Genomic DNA, 20,513 nt, shown 5'->3' with positions numbered 1-20,513 from the left:
AACCGTGCCTTTTCCTGCAACGTTGCCGCGTTGGTTATTCCAAACTCGATGATTTTTTATTGTCACCTTTTCAAAACTCTCGGCACTTAGTTATTAAGCCTCTGACATTCGAGGTTAATGAATATGAAAAGGAAAAGCTATGAATCAGTCATACACAAAAATCATTCAGCTTATTATTACCCTATGGGTATTGCTGAATAGTCTAGGCCAACCAGCGTTTGCGACAAGTTCGGTCGCACTGACGGTTGATAACTTTACCCAAGTGAGTGCCAACAACCTCGGATTTGCCCGTCAATATCTCGATGACACCATGACCGGTGGCAAAACCCAATTTAACGCCAGCGTCGAGAAACAGCAGCTAATACTGAGCGGTGATATTGCTCCACCACGCGGTCAACCCGGATGGGCAAGTGCCGTTTTACCTCTCGCTGAACTAGGCGCGGCGTTTGACGCTAGCCAATACACCGGGATCCAGATCCGCTTAAAAATTAACAGTGGCCAGTTCTCGGTTTCCGCCAATAGCCTAGATGTGACCAACTTTGATTATCACGCATACCCACTGGTGGTTGCCCATGATGGTAAGTTTCATGACGTTGCCATTCCATTTGGGTCTTTCAAACGTGCTTGGTCTGCGCCAACTGACCTAAACACGAGTAACTTAAACAGTATCAGCATTGTTGCCTTTGGTGTTCAACCGACAACATTTGATGCAGAAGTCGCACAAGTGAGCTTTTACTAATATGCAATCCCAGCCAATACAAACTCAGCCAACTGCGCAAAGTGAACGCATTGATTATTTGGATGCTGTGCGTAGTTTTGCGCTCGTGCTCGGCATCGTATTTCATGCCAGCCTATCATTTATGCCGATCTACATTGGCTGGGCGGTAATGGATATCTCTACCAGTTCGTTGATTTCGATCTTCGTGTTAATCAGTCACTCATTTCGCATGGAGTTATTCTTTTTGGTGGCTGGTTTCTTTGCTGCGCTCAGTTTAAATAAACTGAGCCTGAAGCATTTCTTGCGCTCACGTGTCATACGTATTGGGCTACCTTTTCTTTTAGGTTGGATATTGTTACGCCCGTTGCTGGTCAGTGGCTGGATCATGGGTGCGCAGAGTTTACAAGGAGACATAGATATTGAGTCTGCAGTTACGCAAGGGATCAAATTCACTTTCAATGCTGAAATTGCGTGGTTTACCGGCACTCATCTATGGTTTTTGTATTACTTACTGATTTTTTCACTGGTTGCGGTCATTCTAACTTCGCTAAAGCAGCACACTAGCGCTCTATCTGCAAAGCTCAGTGAGGGTCTTAGTCGTATCATGTTGCGTCGCTGGAGTGTTTTTCTGATTGCAGGACTCATCACTATTCCGCTTTGGTTCATGCAACGTTGGGGGGTTGATACACCTGATCAATCACTCGTACCACACATCCCAGTAACGGCTGTCTACCTGATCTTCTTTTTTAGTGGCTGGCAACTGTGGCGACAGCCTCAGCTATTAACTTCATTAACCCAACTCACACGCACCAAACTACTAATGGCTTTTTGTTCAGTGAGTCTGTGTGTGTTTTTGGCGGATTATGAACTACAGTCTGGGCATGCCTACTATGCGCAACTGAAATGGCTTTTCTCCTACAGCTACGCAATCATGATGCTGATATTCATTGCACTCACCATTGGCATTTGCCGCCACTTATTTAACCGCCCTCTCCCTTATGTGCGCTACGTCGCGAACGCTTCCTATTGGATGTACTTGATCCACCTGCCTATCGTAGTAATTTTGCAAGTCATGCTCGCGGAGTGGCAACTGCATTGGAGCGTTAAATGGCTTATCGTGAGTCTCTCCACAATCACGCTGGGCTTGCTTACTTACGAACTACTCGTGCGCCATACCCCACTTGGCTGGGTTTTAGATGGCAAAGCTCGGATCAAAAATAAGTAACCGGTTTGGCATAGCAATCTAGCCCTGAGAACAGTGTTGCTAAAGACACCATCAGCATAATCTACATCGACATGCTTCTCAGGGGGATCTTAATGGGCTCATATAAACAACTATCCGTTGCAGGTGCGACCTTAGCGGAATTACTTATCGCACTGGGAATATCCAGTTTTATGCTGATAACAGCTGCGCCGCCGTTGTCTGAGCTTTACCGCAAATCGCAGATTATCGCTGAACTGAATACACTCAGCGGCGTAATTCAAGCCACACGTGCGCTTGCCATTGATCAGCAACGTACACTTTCTCTATGCCCTACACGCAACTGGCAACGTTGTGACTTCTCTGATTGGGCGCTGGCGAAGATGGCATTTGAGGATCGCGATGGCAATAAACACCGCGACCCAAATGAACGTTTGCTGTTGAGCACAGGCAAGATGGACGCGCAAATTAATAGTCTAGGGCCAAAGCGCCACATTCGCTTTCATGCCAACGGGCAAACTGCCACACCCGCCACGCTAACATTGTGTCCCGCCAAGAAGACACCGCAATTAAATCGCGCGTTGATCATATCCATGCAGGGCCGCATCAAATTAAGTCGCGATACTAACGGCGATGGTATTCACGAACTCAATAATGGTAAATCCGTAAAATGCTAATCTACGGAATACCGGCTTGATACAGGGTCAGCCTGCGCTGAAACGCAGACTAGACAAGCGATGAGAGCAGAACTTAGGCATGCTCACCGCGTAAGGACTGCACCTTCGCATGCAGCATGTCTGCACTTGCTGCCGCCGCTGGAACCGGCTCAGCGGCGACAATATTAACCTTCGACCAAAAACGTTTGCCGGATTTAAACATTCCACTGCCCTGATGACTAAAAAACGACCCCCATAATCCTTGCAGCGCCATAGCCACAACGGGTACAGGCGTTTCTTGCAAGATCCTTTCGACCCCAGTTTTAAACGGATTAATATCGCCACTTCGGGTTAATTTCCCCTCGGGGAAAATACACACTAGGTTACCGTCATCCAGTTCAGCTTTAATGCGTTTAAAGGCATTTTCATAGGTTGCTTCGTCTTTCGCTTTGGCACAGATCGGAATGGTTTTGGCGATCTTGAAAAGCCAGCCCAACACCGGACTTTTGAAGATATTGTCATCCATTACGAAGCGGATCGGCCGTCGACAAGCGCCAGCCAAAAGCAATGCATCAACGTAACTCACATGATTGCAAACCAATAATGCCGCACCTTCATCGGGGATATGATCAAGCTCTCTGTGGGTGACGCGGTACATGCTATGGCTTAACATCCAAATCATAAAACGCAGCACAAACTCCGGCATCTGACTGTACACGTACACAGCCACAACCGCATTGAATAAGGCTAATACCAGAAAGTATTGAGGTATCGATAGCTCCAACATACCAAGCAGTACAATGCCCGAAAGCGCACTGCCCACCATAAACAAAGCGTTGAAAATATTGTTGGCACTGATCACTCTAGCTCGTTCTTGTGGCTTAGCGCGCTGCTGCAATAAGGCGTAAAGTGGAACAATAAAAAAACCCCCAAAGATTCCAATTAAGGAAAGGTCAATGAGTACGCGCCAGGCATAGCTTTGCTCAAAAAACGCCTGCGCGGCGAGTAATTGTTCAGGTACCACCGTTGGCGTGGCGAAATATAAGTCGACACCAAACACGGTTAGCCCGATAGAGCCAATCGGTACAATGCCCAGTTCAATTTTATGCCCAGATAGGCGCTCACATAGCATTGACCCCACCGCTACTCCAATAGTGAAAGCACAAAGCAGTACCGTAACAACTGAGCTATCACCGCCTAACGAATCTTTGGCGAAATTCGGGAATTGAGTTAAGTACCCTGCGCCCAAAAACCAAAACCAACTGATGGCAAAAATAGACAAGTAAATTGGGCGTTGCTCAAAGCAGATCCGCATCGCTTGCTTAGTTTGACGAACCGGTTGCCACTTGAATGCTTGTTGTGGATTTTCCATTGCAATAGTAGGCACTTTGCGTGCAGCCATATATCCCGCAATCGCCGTTGCAACCAGCACACACGCTACCACAAACAACGTTTGCTCCAACCCCATCATCAAGCCAGCGCCGATGGTGCCCAGCAAAATAGCCACAAAGGTCCCCATCTCTACCAAGGCATTGGCACCAATTAACTCCGTTTCATCCACCAGCGAAGGCAATATGGCGTATTTGACGGGCCCAAAAAAGGCTGATTGCGTCCCCATTAAAAACAAGAGGCCGAGCAACACCATATACATTTCGTAGTAAAACGCGATGGCGGCAAACGACATCAATACAATCTCGATCAGTTTTACCCAACGTATGATCCGTGACTTTTCCATATTATCAGCCAGCTCACCTGCGCTGGCCGAGAATAAAAAGAATGGCAATATAAACAGCCCTGCGGCGAGGTTCATCAGAATATCTGTTGAAAACGGCAGATTGCTCGCAGCAGTAAAAGCCATCAGCAACATCAAGGCATTTTTAAAGATATTGTCGTTGAACGCACCCAAGGCTTGAGTGAGGAAAAAAGGTAAAAAGCGTCGGGTTGTGAGTAGTTCAAATTGAGAGCTCATTGATTCATCCTCTAGCCGTTCTTCCACGTGCGTAAATAGTTATCTAGAAGATCACGCAACATTACATTCGGATCAGTCGTCATATTTAGCGACAATTTGTCATCTAGGGTCAGTAAAGTAATTCCATGCACACTAGCCCACAGGGTATTTGCTGATAACTGCGTCTGCGCATCAGAGCGCGTGTTGTTGATACCAACAAGACACGCAGAGACGAATTCAAATAACGTATTGATCCGCGCTTGCATCCAGTCAGGAATATCGGTTCCCGCCGGTAACTTGTGTTCGAATACCAGGCTCCATAAATGTGGCTGCTTGCATGCGAAAGCCAAATAGGATTCGGCGATTGCATAGAGCCGCTGCTGTGGGTCGGGATAATTTGCTGCGGTGGCTTGTAGGTGCTCTAACAACCGATCCAAGGTTCGCGCGTTGACTCGTAGTAATAACATTGACCAATTACTATACGTGTGGATCAGTGTGCTAGGCGCATAACCAATCATTTTCGCGACTTTACGCAAACTCAATTCTGATGCGGGCAAACGCGTTAAAAACTCTTCCATTTGAGTGAGTACCAACTCGTTAAATTCATCGGCATTATGATCGTTGCGTCGTCCCATAACATCCTCAAGTCAACATTTATTAAACAGTGTTTTATTAGGCTAACGCTATTCCATCTGTGCGTCAATAGCCCTTGAACAATTAATTGAACATTGTTTTATTTTTTCTTGACTTTTATCGAACGGTGTTCAATATATTAAATCGAACACTGTTTCATTGGAGAGGAAAATGTTCTACAAAAAATTAACCCTACTGCTGATAACTACGTTGCTGTTTGCGCCATTCACCTTGGCATCCGGTCTATTAACGCCTGTCGGCCAAACACAAACACTCAGTATTCAACAACACCAAGTTAACGTAACTATTGACCATAGTTTTGCCGTGATTGAGGTGGAACAGGTGTTTAGCAATCCTCATAGTGCACCTTTGGAAGCGATATATTCGTTTCCCGTTCCTGAAAATGCGAGTGTTGGTGAATTTACCTATTGGCTGAATGGCACACCGGTGCATGCTGAGGTATTGGCGAAAGAAACGGCTAAAACGGTTTATGCTGAGCAAAAAGCTCAAGGGCGTAATGCCGCTCTAGTAGAAAAAAATGACTACTTAGACTTTCAGATCAAGGTTAGCCAAATTCCCGCCGGGCAAGACATCAAACTAAAGCTGGTTTATTTACAGCCAGTGCATGTCGATCACGGAATAGCGCGCTTTGTGTATCCCTTACAATTTGGAGGTACCGATGAGGCGCAAAATGCGTTCTGGACCGCAAACGAAGTCGTAGAGCAAAACTTTCGCTTCGATTTAAGCTTGAATAGCAGCTATCCAGTGGCGGATTTTCGTCTTCCAGCCCATCCGCAAGCACAAATCAATTCGCAGCATGGTCAATCCTGGCAGGTGCGTTTGACCAACCAAGATCCGCAGTCAGAGCGTACGAGTCAGTATCGCCTCGATCAAGACATTGTGGTGTATTGGCGCCTAGCCGATCACTTGCCTGGCAGTGTTGATATGATGACTTATCGCGCAGCAGGCAGTGAGCGCGGCACATTTCTCATGACCTTAACCCCCGGCAACGATTTAGCACCACTCACCCAAGGGCGCGATTGGATAATTGTATTAGATTATTCTGGCTCCATGGCAGGCAAATATCAGACACTGCTCCAAGGTGTGCAAGCCGGTCTGAAAAAGCTATCGCCCAATGACCGGATCAAAATCGTACTGTTTAATGACCATGCAACCCTGGTCCGCAATCATTTTACCCCGGCAACCCCAAACGAAATAAACCATCTCATTCAGTCGTTAGATGAGTACCAGCCCGATGGCGGCACGAATTTGTATGCTGGCCTAGCATCTGCGCTGAATGAATTAGATGCTGACCGTACTAGCGCCATTTGGCTAGTCACAGACGGTGTCGCTAACGTTGGTGAAACCAAGCAGCAAGCGTTCATTAAACTGATGCAGCAAAAAGATGTGCGCTTGTTTACTTTCATTATGGGCAATGGAGCTAATCAGCCGTTACTTAACGGTCTCACCAAAGCAAGCAATGGTTTTGCGCTAAATGTTTCCACCAATGATGACATTACCGGCCTGCTGTTAAACGCAGCGAGTAAAGTTAATCATCAGGCCCTGCGCAATATTGCCGTTAATTTTAGCGGTGTGAAAGTCGCCGATGTGCACCCTGTCGATATTCAAAGCTTGTATCGTGGTCAGCAATTAGTTCTGATGGGGCACTATTGGGGCGACGGTGAATTACAAGTTGAGCTAACAGCCAAGCGCGGTAGCGAGACCGTGCACTATGCTAGCTACTTCCCGATTCCTGAGTACGCTGAATCTTTTCCGGAACTCGAAAGACTCTGGGCTTTCAGCCAAATTGAAACGCTTAAACAACAGCAACAAGACTTTGGCGAGGATGCTGATCGACAAGACGCGATTGTTGACTTGGCTATTGAATACGGCCTCGTCACCGACTACACCTCTATGTTGGTGGTTGAAGAAGATGTATTCGCTGCACTTGGGATCGACAGAGCCAATCAACGGAGGATTGAAAAGGAGCAGCAGGCACGGAAACAACGTGCACTCAATCCGATCAACACCACTAAAGTGGACGAACAAGCACCAATGTTTAACCAACCCCGTGCCACCTATTCCAATTCTTCAGGTTCGGGCGGCAGCATGGGCAAGTGCCTCCTCGTATTGCTCTTGGTATTAGTCGGGTACCGAAAATACAGCCAGCTTAAACTGCGCTTGCAGCATATGAGTTAACTCGTTAAGCCCTTCACTGTTAACAGGGTGGAGGGCGTTTTTGTCCACAACGTAATTCACTCGAACTTCACTTAGGCGTTATCTCCAGCGGCTTTCAGAAACTTGGTAATCATGGCACTATGGATGAAAAAGAGCGCATGCTCGGTAAAAAAATGCGCAATGAGCACTATTAAATTGTTAAGCCCCACGAGAAAGGAATCACGATGTTTCACAAATTATTATCTATATGTTTAATACTGCTTAGTCTCGGCGTCTCAGCTGATGAACCTATCCCAACCAAATCCGGAATGTATGATGTTGGTGGCTTTAGTCTCTATTTGGAATGCTATGAAAATGACAAACCAAAATTAATACTTGAGCAAGGGTTCGGTCGTTTTGGCTCTGATGGAGTCTGGTTGAATAATATTAAAGAGCTCAAAGACCAATATAGTATCTGTCTTTATGATCGTTCTGGTTTAGGCAAAAGCGAAAAAGGGCCAGTTCCTTTTACGATTAACGACAACGCTAAACGCCTTCACGCTCTTTTATCTGCTGCAAATATTAATCCACCATACTATTTCGCCGGAGGCTCTTACGCTTCGTATATTATTACTGCGTACAATAACCTTTACCCCGATGAAGTATTAGGTGCTGTTTTTATCGCTCCTCCTACTCTCGGGTATTTTTACACGATGGGTACTCGTTGGCCTCAAGACTTTGAAACCGATAACGAAGAGTTGAAACGCTACATGGAATTTGAACAAAGTGTTTTAAATCCAATGTTTGAACGTGTGCCGGAAAACATCGATCATATGAAAAGCTACCAACAACTATCAAGCTCCAATGATTTTGACTCTAAGCCCATTATTGTCATCCGCGCACAACAATCCGAAGAGCCCTACGACCCTCCTTTTGTTCCTGATGTAATAGCGGAAAGAATGGAATCATTAGAACAGGGGGCAGAGAACTATTTCAAATCACTTTCAACTGATGTCGAGATTATTTATTCGGAATCAGAAAAACACCATTTACACCTTTCAGACCCAGAGCTAGTAGTATCTAAAATACAGGGATTGGTAAGGTAGTGGGGCTTAACAAACGCATAAACACTCGCTTTGCTCGGTATTTAAGCCTACGTATATTTGCCCGTTATGCGGGTCGTTATTCTCCAAAGCTTACAGGATGTACATCCATACTTTTATGAAGGATTCTTGTGATGAGAATTTCCTGACTACCGGTTTGTTTGTAAAAAATAACGTGGCTTCCTTGCGGAAATTTTCTGTATCCATCTCTTATTTCGTCACAACTTTTGCCAATATCAGGATTTTCAGACAACATCCAAAATGAATCGTCGAACTGTTTAAGATAAACATTACGCTGTTCTCGACCCCATTTTCGTTGTGTAAACAGCGCTATGTCTTTTAAATCGGTTTTTGCTAATACAGTTAACTTAAATGGTTTCACTCTTTTAACTCACCATCGAGTTCTGATACCAGGTCACGAAGGTCGTATTCAGCTTCGCCGCTTTCTTCACCTGCCACAAGCAATTGACGCAAAGTATTTAATTTGGTTTCCTGTGTTTCCAGTAAGCGGAGCGCTGAACGAATTACCTCGCTCGCTGAACCATAACGACCTGTTTGAATTTGGCTAGCAATAAAACCATCAAAATGGTCTCCAAGGGTAATGCTGGTATTTTTAGCCATTTACTTTCTCCAAGTACCAATATGTACCTAATTATGGTATCCGCACGCTTTAAGTCAATAGCACGTAACAAACGACTATGGCGTCAACTCACTTAATTTTAGATATCTTAGCAACATGCTCTCGCCGGTTGTTGGTAGAATTCTCAATAACCGGAATGTCAATGGAGCAGACCTAGAGCCGACTTTAATTGAGCCTGGTCGTTAACGGCTTTGGTGTCCGGAAAATCAACTGAAATCTTATATATTGGGTTAGCTGCCATTCGGTTGTTCCCCCAAGCATGCTCAATATCCGTCACTTCGCTTACCATTCACAAATTATGATGATTTAAGCTATAGTCGCAGTGAAAACCCGTCGGCAGGAAATTAATCATGGCCACAGCCAGTGCCCTTCATATATTGGTAAAAACTGAACAGCAGGCTCAGGATATCCTCAAGCAACTGCAACAAGGCAAAGACTTCGGTGCGTTAGCAAAACGTTATTCTATTTGCCCATCAGGTAAACGCGGCGGCGATTTAGGGGAGTTTAGGCGTGGGCAAATGGTGAAGGCTTTCGATGATGTGGTGTTTAAAAAGCCTATTCTCACTGTTCATGGGCCGGTAAAAACACGTTTTGGGTACCATTTGATCAAAACCCTGTATCGCAATTAAAGACCGTCGTGTAGGAAGCGTCAGTGGAAGACCCACAAATGGTTAGCAAGCGCTCGGATACCCCAGTTGACGCCAGGTTTCATACACCACGACAGAAACTGCATTGGATAAATTCATGCTTCGGCTGTTGGGTAGCATAGGTATGCGAATTTGGTGTTCTGGCGAAAAAGTGTCCATTAGTTCATTAGGAATGCCGCGGGTTTCCGGCCCGAAGAGAATCGCATCACCCGCCTGAAAGCTAACGTCTGAATGGTATTGCGTGGCCGTGGTTTCGCAAGCAAATACGCGTGCTGGTTTGCGCTCGGCTAAGTAAGTAGAAAAATCTGCATAGCGTTTTACGTCGGCGAACTCATGGTAGTCCAGTCCCGCCCGCCGCACTTTTTTATCATCCCAATCAAAACCCAGTGGCTCTATAAGATGCAATGAATAACCGGTATTGGCACATAAGCGAATAATATTACCGGTGTTGGGTGGAATTTCGGGTTGGAATAAGACGATATCAAGCATGTTCAGGACTAATCTCTTGAGATCCACAGACAAAATCGAATAACGCATTCATCGCTTGATTGCGGTAACTATCACTTTCAAACAGGAGTTCATGTCGGGCACCATCAATTGTGCTTACGATTGCATTCGGCAACTGCCCAACCACACGACGAATGCGCTGGTTATCAACCACTTTGTCGGCGCCAGAAATCAATACGCGGGTTGGCAAGTGGAAGTCTTTTGCAGTGCGCTCAATTCGCGCCATCGCTTGAGTGGCCTCAGCCAGCCAATGATAAGTGACACCACCCAATTGCAGTGAGCGCAATTGCTTATACTCTGCCCTGAATTGACGGTAGCGTATTTCACTGTGCGTTAATGTATTCAGTTGAAACGGGATCTCGATATAAGGGCCTTGCCCGAAAGCATACCAAGCTTTACGCCCAAACCAGCGATTCGCTAATAAGCCAGCCGACAACAAAATATCGAGTAACGGTGCAGGGATACTGGGCTTGATACCAAACATAGGAGAGCAAAACATTACGCGGCTGAATATATCTGGGTGCTGCAACGCAGTTAAAAAGCCAACCGCACAGCCCATGGAGTGACAGGCAAGCACCGGAGGAGTTTTACTTACAGGCAAAACCACTTGATTGACGAAGGTAGCAAGGTCTTTCGTATAATCGGAAAAGTCGTCGACATACCCTCGCTGCTGGTCTTTTTGCATGCGATCAGACAATCCCTGACCACGATGATCCAGCATGTATAAGGCAATATTGTTGAGAAAGCACTCATAGGCGAACGCTTTGTACTTAACTAAGGTTTCAATACGACCATTTGAGAATACCAAGTGAGCAACCGGCTGCGCCGGCTGTACAGTCGCATAGTGGATATTGGTGCCGCGTTCACCCGTGAAACTATCTTGCACCACTTGGGTTTGCCAAAAGTCTTTAATTTCATTTTCGTAGGCAGTCGTAAGCGCTTGCTCACTAAGAATTTTCCACATCGTGTACTGTACTGGCTAATGGAATTGCAATGCAAATCACCAAGCCCTGGTTATCCTGGCGTAATTGTGCCTGTATATTACCACCGTGACGCTCAATTGCACGCTGTGCGATACTTAAACCTAGGCCGGCACCGCCACTGTCCCGATTGCGACTCGGATCGGTACGGTAAAAGGGCTTAAACAACGCGCTTAATTCATCAGCGTTGACGCCCGAACCATCATCCATCACTGTAATCACTAGCGCTGTTGCTGTCGTTTTGATACTTAAATCAATCGTGCTTGCTGCATAGCGAATCGCATTACGGCAGACATTTTCCAGCGCGCTTACGAGTAACTCTTGGCAAATGCTGGCTGACGGCTGCAAAGCGGCCTCGGTATCACTAAACGTGATTTTTTTATCATGAGCATCAGCTTCAAAACGCAAATCCTGCAATAGCGGGTATAGCAACGACTCTATAATATTGGCTACGGAGTAAAGTTGAAACTTAAGTTCGACACTATTGCTGGTGAGGCGTGAGAGCCATAGCAACTGAGCAATCATGTGTTCCATTTGCTCGCTTTCTTTGCTGATCCGCTGCAACAGATCTTGTGACACTTCAGGTTGCTGTTCTGCTACACCTATCGCAATTTGGAGACGGGTGAGCGGTGACCGCAGTTCGTGTGATATATCAGCCAAAAAGCGCTGATGCTCAGTAAACAATTGTTGTAGTTGCGCGGCCATTTGATTCGTTGCTAGCGCTAACTTGCCTAATTCATCCTGGCGCGGTTGCGACAAATTAACTCGAGCACCTAAGTTACCAGAGGCTAGGCCTTCAGTAGTAGACTGGATTTCTCCGACAGGACGCGAAAAACTGCGCGCCAGCCAAAAACACAGTGCCCCACTCACCACAAACGCGACCGCCAGAATACTTAATGCCATTGGTAAACGCGCGGTTGCATTAACCCCCATTTGTCCCGTAAAAACTGCCAAATCTCGCTGTCCCAAGCGAATGGTCTGCGGCCCGACAAACTGCGTATTCGCGCGTGTTAACACCAGCACTTGTTGTCCTTTAGCGAGATCAATATAGGGTTGCATGGCGCGCCGTGGCGGCGGAGGAAAACCAAATTCAATTTGCTCCGTTTGGGCATCGACCACAAAAACCGCCGTTTCAAAGCGCCGCCCCACGCGACGTAATGCTCTCTCCAAGTCAGCTCTATTCGAGATTGGTAGTTCACTTAACCGCTGCGCCACTGCCGTTAACGTATTGCGCTGTTGCTGCGTTGGTGTAGTAAACTCTGGGGTAGCAACAAAGTAACGCGCAGTGAGCACGCCGGCTCCCAAACTCACCAAAGTAATAAACCAAAACCAAAAAAAGATCCGACCAAAAAAGCTGTGTCGCGGATCAAGACGTCGCCATTGCATTACACTTGCTCACTCAAGGTATAACCAGCCCCGCGATGAGTTTTGATGACATCGTTTAAACCGGCATCAGTGAGTTTCTTGCGCACATTACTCACATGCATATCAATACTGCGATCAAAGGGTGCTAACTTTCGCCCCAGCACTTGTTCACTGATTTTTTCTTTGGTGACCACTTGCCCCGCGTTTAACACTAAAAGTTTAAGCAACATAAATTCTGTCATAGTCAGTGCCAGTGGCTCTCCATTGATAAAAGCCGTTTGTTTAGCCTGGCTAATGCAAACGTGAGAAAACTGAATATCCTGTTGATTCACCGCCAACAGCGCATGTTCACTGCGCCGTATGAGGGCTTTCACTCGTGCCGACAGTTCGCGATGATTGAATGGCTTGGGTAAGTAATCATCGGCGCCCAATTCCAGACCTAACACGCGGTCAAAATCATCACCACGGGCGGTGAGCATGATGACTGGCGTTAGGTGTGTTTGCCGGAGTTGCTTAAGCACTTCAAAGCCATCTAACTGCGGCATCATCACATCCAGCAAAATCACATCAATATCATTTCTTGACGTTGCTTCACTGAGTCCTGAGCGGCCGTCGGAACACACAGAAACGACGTAACCTTGCGGCTCGAAATAACTTTTTAGCAAATCAGTTAACGCGCGGTCATCGTCGATAATTAAAAGTTGTCGGGTATCCATGAGAGAGCAAGTGGCTGTTTTGGTAAGCGTAGACTATGAGATTACATTAGTGAATTCATCTTTTCGTGGTTAACTTTACACAACCTTTACACTGGCTTTGCGTTTCTTTGCATCCAGTTTTATAGACTGAGGGCTTCGAAAATATTACACCCCTGAGGACATTATTATGCAATACCCAACCATTCGTTCTTTACTTTTTATTGGCGCTATTACTATTAGTGCCGCGAGTATAGCTGTAGCGCATCCACAGCACCCGTCTCAGAATCCTATGTTACAAACCTTAAAACAATTGGATTTAGGGGCGCAGCAAAAGCAAGATGTAAAAGCTTTAATGCAGCAAGCCAAAGCAGACCGTGCGGTGTTTAAAGCCGATAAACACGCATTTCGTCAGGCGCTAAAAGACATCGTACAAGCTGACGATTGGCAACCTGAGTTAGTGGAGCAACTGTTAGCCCAACACGCCCAACAGCATAAAGCGGCATTACTTGAGCGCGCAGAGTTACGTCACAACATATGGTTACTGCTGACCCCCGAACAACAGACAGAATTTGTGCAACAGGCACAGCCGCAAGGTAAAGAGAGACCTGACTGGAGTGACCGCATGTCTCACATGGCAGATAAGCTTTCGTTGACAGAGACACAACAAGAGTCAATACAAATGTTGCAAAAGGATACACAACAGTTAATCGCCCCACTTAAACAGCAATTGCGTGCCATGCGTGTGTTGGAACGTGCGCTTATCCAAGCAACCGAGTTTGATGAGCAAGCATGGGAAGCGTTATATGCGGAGTATCAGCCGGTACAGCAACAACTCACTCTGCACCGAGCTCACCTTCAGCAGCAGATGTTCCATGAGTTAACAGAGGCGCAACAAAGCAAGTTCGAAAAACTAATGCAACGCAAAGGCCGCAGGGGCTAAGCCCCCTGCACGGGGCAATAACCCCCCTCTGCATCCACTGGTATCGTCGCGCCCCAATCATGTTCAGCATTGGACTCGATGAACGCTTCGACGATACCGTTTTCCATAGAACAATTTAATCCGACTGAATACGGGCCAAAATTAACGACTTATTGCCTCAAAACCTAAATAACAGACTAATAGTTTGGGACGTCTCGTGTGTAGTCTGGCGATAAGAATAGTGGCGATGTGATAATCATGTCCGCGCTTGAGCGATTACAAGCAACCGGCACATTCCACACCGAGCATAGTCGCAGCAAGGCTTTAACATCGGGATCATGCGGGGCTGGATTTAGTGGATCCCAAAAAAAGAATAACGCATCCAACTTATTATCGGCAATGAGTGCCCCAATTTGTTGATCGCCACCCAGCGGACCGCTTTTAAACCGATGAATACTTAAACCGGTTTTGTCAGCCAGCAAGCCTCCGGTGGTTCCCGTCGCCACTAACTGGCATTGGCCTAAACGACTGACGTTGGCTTCTACCCAAGTCAATAAATCCGATTTTTTATGATCATGGGCGACAAGCGCTACGGTCGGTTCATGCATGTTATTTACTCATCACTGTGTAATTTTACACCATATACTGCCACGCCTACATTTGGATAGCTAAAGAGTTTTGCTGGCAGCGCACCGCAATTAAATGAATTTTTATTCTTTTTTATTTAATATTTATTCTTTTTCATGTATTCTTTGCTTGGAATTCATAAGCGCTAATTTGAACATAATGAAAAGGCATTTATCAGTAACACTAAAATACTCCCTGACTAGCCAGGAATCACTTAAATTGCGATGCAAGTAATATCTTTGGCTCCTTTTTATCTTTGCTTGTAACGCTGTTCCAATGGCACGACAGTCAAAGATAAAAAGTTCTTTTAATTCCAACGAAATGAATAAAAATGAAAGTATGCATTATTGGGGCTAGCGGTTATACCGGCGCCGAGCTGGCGCGGCTTGTAAATAGTCACCCAAATTTTGAATTAGGCCAACTCTGCGTAAGTGCAACCAGTGCAGACGCCAACAAACCACTGAGCGAGCTATATCCAGCCCTGCAGGGCTATGTCGATCTACCACTGCTCCCCATTGGTCAGGAAGATTTAGCGCAGTTAGCAGAATCCTTTGATATTATTTTTCTCGCAACGCCTCATGAAGCGAGTCATGATTGGGTCGCAACGTTATTGCAAGGTAAGGCTAAAGTGTTCGATCTTAGCGGTGCCTTTCGATTACAAGACCGGCAGGTCTTTGAGCAATTCTATGGCTTTCCTCATGCGCATCCAGAAACACTATGTAAGGCGGTCTATGGTCTGGCTGAATGGTATGCAACTGACATCGCTCAAGCAAATTTGATCGCAGTCCCTGGTTGTTACCCCACGGCATCATTACTCGCGACTAAACCTCTGATGCAGGCGGAATTGCTGGACTCAGCGCATTTCCCGATTATCAATGCTGTCTCTGGCGTGAGTGGTGCTGGCCGCAAAGCAGCCTTCAATAGCAGCTTTTGTGAGGTCAGCTTGCAGGCATATGGCATTCTATCGCACCGACATACCCCTGAGATCAGTGCATACTTAGGTGCCCCAGTAATCTTTACGCCGCACTTGGGGAATTTCAAGCGCGGTATTCTTGCCACAATCACTTGCAAACTAAAGTACGGGGTTACCGCAACGCAAGTGGATGAGGCATTCATCCGGGCGTACCAGCACAGTGCATTGGTTAGGTTAAGAACACAGGCACCAAAAATTGACGAGGTGGCACATCAAGCATTTGCTGACATTTATTGGCAGTACTCACCACAAACAGGATACGTGGTTATTAGCTCCGCCATCGATAATCTATTAAAAGGTGCTGCAAGTCAGGCGCTGCAATGTGCCAATCTCGCTTTTGGCTTGCCTGATTGGGTTGGCTTGATACCTCAGCGAGGTAACCACGATGCGTAATCCTGTGGTTATCAAAGTGGGCGGAGCATTACTGGAAAATACTGCTGCACTGACTGGATTTATTCAAGCGATTAAGCAGATAACCGTCAGCCGTAAGGTGGTTATTGTGCACGGCGGCGGTAATGGCGTTGAAACTCTGTTGGCTAAACTCGGCTTTCAGTCCAACAAACATGAAGGGTTACGGATAACACCCGATGAGCAGATGCCCTATATAACCGGCGCATTGGCAGGTACAGCAAACCGTCAACTCTGTGCGCTAGCGAAACAACAAAGGTTGCGTCCAGTCGGACTCAGTTTATTTGATGGAAATAGTATTGAATGTGGCGCAATCTCAACTGCACTGCAAGCCGTAGGGCAAGCCGCACCAGGCGATCCTGAGCTATTAAACGGCCTGCTTGAAAAATGCTATTTACCCGTTATGAGCTCGATTGGATGCGATAATAATGGTCGCCTATTAAACGTCAATGCCGATCAAGCCGCCACTGCCATTGCTGAGCTACTAGGTGCTGATTTATATCTACTATCCGATGTAACGGCGGTACTAGATGATAATCGCCAGCCACTGACCGAGTTATCTGAATTACGCATTCAAGAGCTAGTCGCCAAACAAGCGATTAAAGATGGTATGTTGGTAAAGGTATACGCAGCACTGCAAGCCGCTAACCATCTTGGCAAACCGGTAACCATTGGCAGCTGGTCGGCGATGGAATCCTTGATTGCAAATACAACTCAAGACAATCAAACGCCTTTTGGCACCCAAATCATCCCGCACAAATTAGGTTAATGCGAATGACGAAAAAAAGTTTACTGACATTTTATGATTGGCGGCCTGCAGAGGCTGAGAAATTGCTCGCGCTAGCCCTAAAGGTGAAACAAAACCCGCGCCAGTTCGCGAATAGTCTTGCTGGGAAATCGATTATTGCCTTGTTTGAGAAACCGTCGTTGCGAACCCGCGTTAGCTTTGATATCGGTATTCATAAGTTGGGTGGACACTTGGTTTATCTGGACAGTCAATCAAATAACTTGGCTGGTCGCGAAGATATTAAAGACATGGGGGCTAATTTTGCCTGTTGGGCCGACGCCATTATTGCTCGGGTATACCAACATACAACCTTAGAAACCCTTGATGCGGCAGCCAAGGTGCCAGTCATCAATGCACTGTGCGACCGTTTTCATCCGTGCCAAGCGATGGCTGATTACCTGGGTTTGCTAGAAACCTACGGTAGCGTAAAAGGCCGCACCCTTGCCTACGTTGGGGATGGAAACAACGTGACGCATTCGTTGCTACTGCTCGGCGCACTCTTGGGTTGCAATCAATGGGTGGTTACCCCTGCGGGGTTTGAGGTCGATGGTAATATTCTTGCCCGAGCGCGAAGTATCGCCCAACAAACCGGCTGTGAGATCAACGTGACAACAGATATCAATCAGCTTACGAGTAGTCACAACAGTGTGGATGTCATCTATACTGATACCTGGCTGTCGATGGGCGACACCACGCCACTGGCAGAAATAAAGCAAACGTTTATGCCCTATCAAGTCAATGAAACGTTAATGAAGAACACTGGTGCAAAATATGTGATGCATTGCCAACCCGTGCACCGCGACTTAGAAATCAGCGGCTCGTTGATGGACAGTGATGCATCGTTACTCATGCTCCAGGCCGAAAACCGTATGCATGCACAAAATGCAATTTTAATCGAATTACTGGCAACAACTGAAGGTTAGGAAAGATTTACATGAGCGCAATCAATAAAGTGGTATTGGCTTACTCAGGGGGTTTAGATACATCGGCAATCATTCCATGGCTGCGCGAAAACTATGCGTGTGAAGTCATCGCATTTGCTGCTGATGTGGGGCAAGGAGATGAAGAATTGGACGGCTTGCATGAAAAGGCCATCGCCTCTGGTGCCAGCGAGTGCTATATCGTCGATTTAAAGGAAGAGTTTGTCAGTGATTTTATCTTCCCAACGATTACTACCGGAGCTGTCTACGAAGGCGAGTACTTGCTCGGCACATCAATGGCGCGCCCAGTCATTGCCAAGGCGCAAGTTGAGATTGCCCGCAAGGTAGGTGCTGATGCGCTCTGCCATGGGTGCACGGGGAAAGGCAATGATCAAGTGCGCTTTGAAAGTACGTTTGCCGCATTGGCACCTGATTTAACCGTTATTGCGCCATGGCGCGAGTGGGACATGGTGTCGCGTGAGGATTTGCTCGCGTATCTTGCCGATCGCAACATTAAAACATCCGCATCAGCAACCAAAATATACAGCCGCGATGCGAACGCATGGCACATATCGCATGAAGGGGGTGAATTGGAAGATCCATGGTGTGAACCCAGTGATCAAGTATGGACACTCACGACTGCCCCAGAACAAGCACCCGATGTACCAGGCCGAGTCATGTTAAGTTTTGAACACGGGAGACTCACTCATGTAGATGGTGAGGCTTTATCTCCCTACCAGGCATTAGTAAAGCTAAATGAGCTTGCCGCACCACACGGCGTAGGCCGCATAGACATTGTGGAAAATCGCCTAGTTGGCATGAAGTCTCGGGGTTGCTATGAGACGCCAGGAGGCACAGTCTTGCTGAAAGCATACAAGGCGCTTGAAACCCTCGTGCTGGACAAAGCTGCACTGAAATATCGTGAACAAATCGGCTTGGAGTTTTCCCATGTTATGTATGACGGGCGTTGGTTTACTGCATTAAACGATGCGTTGCTGGCAGGCGCGCAAAGTTTCGCACAACAGGTGACGGGCGACATTGTGGTAAAACTATTTAAAGGGCAAGCCACTGTAGTGCAACGGCGTTCACCTAATAGCTTGTATTCCGAAGATTTTGCTACCTTTGGTGCAGATACTGTGTATGACCAAAGCCATGCAGAAGGCTTTATTCGTCTTTTCAGTTTATCCAGCCGGATCAAGGCATTAAAAAACCAAGCGCAGAAGGACTAACGCGATGGCATTATGGGGAGGCCGCTTTACCGGTCAAGCAAGCCAGATGTTCAAGCAGGTCAATGATAGCCTGCCATTTGATCAGGTTATGGTCAATGAGGATATCACTGGGTCTATCGCGTGGGCTAACGCCATCCATCACGCGGGAGTGCTTAACCATGAAGAGCATAGATTATTAATTGCAGCGCTTAAGGAACTGCTGGCAGAAGCCGAACAAGATCAGTTGGATTTCGCCAATAGTCAAGAAGAGGATATACACAGCTTCATTGAAGCTGCGCTGATTGAACGGGTCGGTGATATTGGTAAAAAACTGCACACGGGGCGCAGTCGTAATGACCAAGTGGCAACCGATTTTCGTCTGTGGTGTCGCAGCCATATTACGGCGCTAAGTCAGGACATTTTGCACTTGATCCAAGCCCTCTTGCACTGTGCCGGGCGTAATCAAGCCGTAATTTTACCGGGTTACACCCATTTGCAACGCGCGCAACCGGTGCGATTCCCGCACTGGTGCTTGGCTTATGTGGAAATGCTTAAACGTGACTTGAGCCGATTGCGGGATGCCAAGCAACGGTTAAATCAATCGCCGCTAGGCTGCGGTGCCCTCGCTGGCACAACCTACCCTGTCGACCGTCAGGCAATCGCGCAAGAATTAGGCTTCGCAAGCCCATGCCTGAACAGTCTAGATGCGGTGTCTGATCGCGATTTTGTGCTGGAGGTACTGTTCTGCGCATCGACTAGCATGATGCATTTAAGTCGAATGGCTGAAGATCTCATTTTTTACAACTCCGGTGAGGCAGGATTTACGCAATTGTCGGATGATGTAACCTCCGGTTCATCACTGATGCCACAGAAGAAAAACCCGGATGCCTTAGAGTTAATGCGTGGTAAATGTGGTCGCGTATTTGGGCACTTACAAGGCCTACTGGTAACAATGAAAGGACTACCCTTAGCCTATAACAAAGATATGCAAGAAGACAAAGAAGGTGCCATGGATGCAGTCAAGCAATGGCATATCTGTTTGTCCATTGGCGTTGAAGTGCTGAACGGCCTAAGTTTGAACGAGGAGCGCTGTCGTAAAGCAGCACAGCAAGGGTATGCCAATGCGACTGAGCTAGCTGACTATTTGGTTGATAAAGGGATCCCCTTTCGCACTGCACATGATCTGGCAGGGAAAGCTGTATTACTGGCAATAGAAAATAAATGCGCCATTGAGGATTTGTCATTGGCCCAATTAAAAACGGTTGCAGTGGAGATCGAAGAGGACGTGTACCCAGTATTAATGCTCGACCATCTCGTCGATAAACGCAACATTCTTGGTGGCACCGGCTCGTCACCAGTCAACGACGCATTGTTCGCCGCGCATGCCTGGCTTGATGAACAATTGGATGTTGAGTAATTAG

The 20,513-nt window shown here is 46.8% G+C and carries 22 protein-coding genes; 12 read left to right on the top strand and 10 right to left on the bottom strand.

From position 1 onward, the window contains the following. Positions 1-139 precede the first annotated feature (139 nt). From AC121Z_RS02195 to AC121Z_RS02185, 3 genes are all read left to right on the top strand, one after another. Positions 140-739, top strand: coding sequence for a CIA30 family protein (locus AC121Z_RS02195; RefSeq protein WP_498126298.1), 600 nt, complete (start codon positions 140-142; stop codon positions 737-739). A gap of 1 nt (position 740) precedes the next feature. Further along, positions 741-1,943 (top strand): acyltransferase family protein, encoded by a 1,203-nt coding sequence (locus AC121Z_RS02190; RefSeq protein ID WP_498126296.1) that lies wholly within the window; start codon positions 741-743, stop codon positions 1,941-1,943. 92 nt (positions 1,944-2,035) lie between these two features. Next, positions 2,036-2,596 (top strand): GspH/FimT family pseudopilin, encoded by a 561-nt coding sequence (locus AC121Z_RS02185; protein ID WP_498126294.1) that lies wholly within the window; start codon positions 2,036-2,038, stop codon positions 2,594-2,596. Between the two features lie 73 nt (positions 2,597-2,669). Here the strand turns inward: AC121Z_RS02185 and AC121Z_RS02180 are convergent, their stop codons facing one another. Beyond that, positions 2,670-4,544: an MFS transporter gene (locus AC121Z_RS02180; RefSeq protein WP_498126292.1), complete on the bottom strand. Its 1,875-nt coding sequence runs from the start codon at positions 4,542-4,544 to the stop codon at positions 2,670-2,672. Positions 4,545-4,555: 11 nt separating this feature from the next. After that, positions 4,556-5,158, bottom strand: coding sequence for a TetR/AcrR family transcriptional regulator (locus AC121Z_RS02175; protein WP_498126291.1), 603 nt, complete (start codon positions 5,156-5,158; stop codon positions 4,556-4,558). A gap of 169 nt (positions 5,159-5,327) precedes the next feature. On the opposite strand from AC121Z_RS02175, the gene AC121Z_RS02170 reads away from it, so the two are divergent. Together AC121Z_RS02170 and AC121Z_RS02165 are read left to right on the top strand one after the other, a co-directional pair. Then, complete coding sequence (locus tag AC121Z_RS02170) at positions 5,328-7,355, top strand: VIT and vWA domain-containing protein (protein WP_498126289.1); 2,028 nt, start codon at positions 5,328-5,330, stop codon at positions 7,353-7,355. 203 nt (positions 7,356-7,558) lie between these two features. After that, positions 7,559-8,419 (top strand): alpha/beta fold hydrolase, encoded by an 861-nt coding sequence (locus tag AC121Z_RS02165; protein WP_498126287.1) that lies wholly within the window; start codon positions 7,559-7,561, stop codon positions 8,417-8,419. Between the two features lie 76 nt (positions 8,420-8,495). Here AC121Z_RS02165 and AC121Z_RS02160 read toward each other — a convergent pair whose 3' ends face one another. After that, a complete protein-coding gene (locus tag AC121Z_RS02160) occupies positions 8,496-8,798 on the bottom strand; it encodes a type II toxin-antitoxin system RelE/ParE family toxin (protein ID WP_498126285.1) in 303 nt (100 codons plus the stop codon). Continuing rightward, complete coding sequence (locus AC121Z_RS02155; RefSeq protein ID WP_498126283.1) at positions 8,795-9,037, bottom strand: type II toxin-antitoxin system ParD family antitoxin; 243 nt, start codon at positions 9,035-9,037, stop codon at positions 8,795-8,797. The genes AC121Z_RS02160 and AC121Z_RS02155 overlap by 4 nt, the downstream gene beginning before the upstream one ends. A gap of 369 nt (positions 9,038-9,406) precedes the next feature. On the opposite strand from AC121Z_RS02155, the gene ppiC reads away from it, so the two are divergent. Then, on the top strand, positions 9,407-9,685 hold the full coding sequence (ppiC, locus tag AC121Z_RS02150) for a peptidylprolyl isomerase PpiC (RefSeq protein ID WP_498126281.1): 279 nt from the start codon (positions 9,407-9,409) through the stop codon (positions 9,683-9,685). A gap of 42 nt (positions 9,686-9,727) precedes the next feature. On the opposite strand, the gene trmL is transcribed toward ppiC, so the two are convergent. Genes trmL through AC121Z_RS02130 form a run of 4 tightly spaced genes read right to left on the bottom strand, consistent with a single transcriptional unit; the run spans position 9,728 to position 13,271 of the window. Further along, positions 9,728-10,192 (bottom strand): tRNA (uridine(34)/cytosine(34)/5-carboxymethylaminomethyluridine(34)-2'-O)-methyltransferase TrmL, encoded by a 465-nt coding sequence (gene trmL / locus AC121Z_RS02145; RefSeq protein ID WP_498126279.1) that lies wholly within the window; start codon positions 10,190-10,192, stop codon positions 9,728-9,730. Further along, positions 10,185-11,174 carry an alpha/beta fold hydrolase gene (locus tag AC121Z_RS02140; RefSeq protein WP_498126277.1) on the bottom strand — a complete coding sequence of 330 codons (990 nt, stop codon included), beginning with the start codon at positions 11,172-11,174 and terminating at the stop codon, positions 10,185-10,187. The genes trmL and AC121Z_RS02140 overlap by 8 nt, the downstream gene beginning before the upstream one ends. Then, complete coding sequence (locus AC121Z_RS02135) at positions 11,158-12,576, bottom strand: ATP-binding protein (RefSeq protein ID WP_498126275.1); 1,419 nt, start codon at positions 12,574-12,576, stop codon at positions 11,158-11,160. The genes AC121Z_RS02140 and AC121Z_RS02135 overlap by 17 nt, the downstream gene beginning before the upstream one ends. Continuing rightward, positions 12,576-13,271: a response regulator gene (locus AC121Z_RS02130; RefSeq protein ID WP_498126273.1), complete on the bottom strand. Its 696-nt coding sequence runs from the start codon at positions 13,269-13,271 to the stop codon at positions 12,576-12,578. The genes AC121Z_RS02135 and AC121Z_RS02130 overlap by 1 nt, the downstream gene beginning before the upstream one ends. A 166-nt stretch (positions 13,272-13,437) precedes the next feature. Here AC121Z_RS02130 and AC121Z_RS02125 point away from each other — a divergent pair, with 166 nt between their 5' ends. After that, positions 13,438-14,190, top strand: a complete 753-nt coding sequence (locus AC121Z_RS02125; protein ID WP_498126272.1) for a Spy/CpxP family protein refolding chaperone — start codon at positions 13,438-13,440, stop codon at positions 14,188-14,190. On the opposite strand, the gene AC121Z_RS02120 is transcribed toward AC121Z_RS02125, so the two are convergent. After that, positions 14,187-14,297, bottom strand: a complete 111-nt coding sequence (locus AC121Z_RS02120) for a hypothetical protein (protein ID WP_498126270.1) — start codon at positions 14,295-14,297, stop codon at positions 14,187-14,189. The genes AC121Z_RS02125 and AC121Z_RS02120 overlap by 4 nt on opposite strands. A 69-nt stretch (positions 14,298-14,366) precedes the next feature. Then, the gene (locus tag AC121Z_RS02115) at positions 14,367-14,777 is read right to left on the bottom strand and encodes a methylglyoxal synthase (protein ID WP_498126268.1); all 411 of its coding nucleotides are present in this window, start codon (positions 14,775-14,777) and stop codon (positions 14,367-14,369) included. Between the two features lie 350 nt (positions 14,778-15,127). Between AC121Z_RS02115 and argC the strand changes: the two genes are divergently transcribed. Genes argC through argH form a run of 5 tightly spaced genes read left to right on the top strand, consistent with a single transcriptional unit; the run spans position 15,128 to position 20,509 of the window. Then, entirely contained in the window at positions 15,128-16,162 is a 1,035-nt protein-coding gene (gene argC / locus AC121Z_RS02110; RefSeq protein ID WP_498126266.1) for an N-acetyl-gamma-glutamyl-phosphate reductase, read from the top strand. Beyond that, positions 16,155-16,946: an acetylglutamate kinase gene (argB, locus tag AC121Z_RS02105; RefSeq protein WP_498126264.1), complete on the top strand. Its 792-nt coding sequence runs from the start codon at positions 16,155-16,157 to the stop codon at positions 16,944-16,946. The genes argC and argB overlap by 8 nt, the downstream gene beginning before the upstream one ends. 5 nt (positions 16,947-16,951) lie before the next feature. Then, positions 16,952-17,887 (top strand): ornithine carbamoyltransferase, encoded by a 936-nt coding sequence (locus tag AC121Z_RS02100; protein WP_498126262.1) that lies wholly within the window; start codon positions 16,952-16,954, stop codon positions 17,885-17,887. Positions 17,888-17,898: 11 nt separating this feature from the next. Then, positions 17,899-19,113 (top strand): argininosuccinate synthase, encoded by a 1,215-nt coding sequence (locus tag AC121Z_RS02095; RefSeq protein ID WP_498126260.1) that lies wholly within the window; start codon positions 17,899-17,901, stop codon positions 19,111-19,113. A 4-nt stretch (positions 19,114-19,117) separates the two neighbouring features. After that, complete coding sequence (gene argH / locus AC121Z_RS02090; protein ID WP_498126258.1) at positions 19,118-20,509, top strand: argininosuccinate lyase; 1,392 nt, start codon at positions 19,118-19,120, stop codon at positions 20,507-20,509. Positions 20,510-20,513: the final 4 nt, after the last annotated feature.

Source organism: Alteromonas sp. DYW1, assembly GCF_059752595.1.
Note: the sequence above shows the minus strand (reverse complement) of the source record. Positions and strands in the feature narration are given on the sequence as shown.

What these genes read in the sequence shown, in the direction of transcription:
- AC121Z_RS02130 (WP_498126273.1), bottom strand. Translation starts at nt 13,271, where the DNA reads ATGGATACCCGACAACTTTTAATTATCGACGATGACCGCGCGTTAACT.
- AC121Z_RS02175 (WP_498126291.1), bottom strand. Translation starts at nt 5,158, where the DNA reads ATGGGACGACGCAACGATCATAATGCCGATGAATTTAACGAGTTGGTA.
- AC121Z_RS02095 (WP_498126260.1), top strand. Translation starts at nt 17,899, where the DNA reads ATGAGCGCAATCAATAAAGTGGTATTGGCTTACTCAGGGGGTTTAGAT.
- AC121Z_RS02170 (WP_498126289.1), top strand. Translation starts at nt 5,328, where the DNA reads ATGTTCTACAAAAAATTAACCCTACTGCTGATAACTACGTTGCTGTTT.
- AC121Z_RS02125 (WP_498126272.1), top strand. Translation starts at nt 13,438, where the DNA reads ATGCAATACCCAACCATTCGTTCTTTACTTTTTATTGGCGCTATTACT.
- AC121Z_RS02165 (WP_498126287.1), top strand. Translation starts at nt 7,559, where the DNA reads ATGTTTCACAAATTATTATCTATATGTTTAATACTGCTTAGTCTCGGC.
- argC (WP_498126266.1), top strand. Translation starts at nt 15,128, where the DNA reads ATGAAAGTATGCATTATTGGGGCTAGCGGTTATACCGGCGCCGAGCTG.
- AC121Z_RS02155 (WP_498126283.1), bottom strand. Translation starts at nt 9,037, where the DNA reads ATGGCTAAAAATACCAGCATTACCCTTGGAGACCATTTTGATGGTTTT.
- AC121Z_RS02135 (WP_498126275.1), bottom strand. Translation starts at nt 12,576, where the DNA reads ATGCAATGGCGACGTCTTGATCCGCGACACAGCTTTTTTGGTCGGATC.
- AC121Z_RS02115 (WP_498126268.1), bottom strand. Translation starts at nt 14,777, where the DNA reads ATGCATGAACCGACCGTAGCGCTTGTCGCCCATGATCATAAAAAATCG.
- AC121Z_RS02195 (WP_498126298.1), top strand. Translation starts at nt 140, where the DNA reads ATGAATCAGTCATACACAAAAATCATTCAGCTTATTATTACCCTATGG.
- AC121Z_RS02120 (WP_498126270.1), bottom strand. Translation starts at nt 14,297, where the DNA reads ATGGAAAACGGTATCGTCGAAGCGTTCATCGAGTCCAATGCTGAACAT.
- AC121Z_RS02190 (WP_498126296.1), top strand. Translation starts at nt 741, where the DNA reads ATGCAATCCCAGCCAATACAAACTCAGCCAACTGCGCAAAGTGAACGC.
- AC121Z_RS02180 (WP_498126292.1), bottom strand. Translation starts at nt 4,544, where the DNA reads ATGAGCTCTCAATTTGAACTACTCACAACCCGACGCTTTTTACCTTTT.
- argB (WP_498126264.1), top strand. Translation starts at nt 16,155, where the DNA reads ATGCGTAATCCTGTGGTTATCAAAGTGGGCGGAGCATTACTGGAAAAT.
- argH (WP_498126258.1), top strand. Translation starts at nt 19,118, where the DNA reads ATGGCATTATGGGGAGGCCGCTTTACCGGTCAAGCAAGCCAGATGTTC.
- AC121Z_RS02140 (WP_498126277.1), bottom strand. Translation starts at nt 11,174, where the DNA reads ATGTGGAAAATTCTTAGTGAGCAAGCGCTTACGACTGCCTACGAAAAT.
- AC121Z_RS02100 (WP_498126262.1), top strand. Translation starts at nt 16,952, where the DNA reads ATGACGAAAAAAAGTTTACTGACATTTTATGATTGGCGGCCTGCAGAG.
- ppiC (WP_498126281.1), top strand. Translation starts at nt 9,407, where the DNA reads ATGGCCACAGCCAGTGCCCTTCATATATTGGTAAAAACTGAACAGCAG.
- AC121Z_RS02185 (WP_498126294.1), top strand. Translation starts at nt 2,036, where the DNA reads ATGGGCTCATATAAACAACTATCCGTTGCAGGTGCGACCTTAGCGGAA.
- trmL (WP_498126279.1), bottom strand. Translation starts at nt 10,192, where the DNA reads ATGCTTGATATCGTCTTATTCCAACCCGAAATTCCACCCAACACCGGT.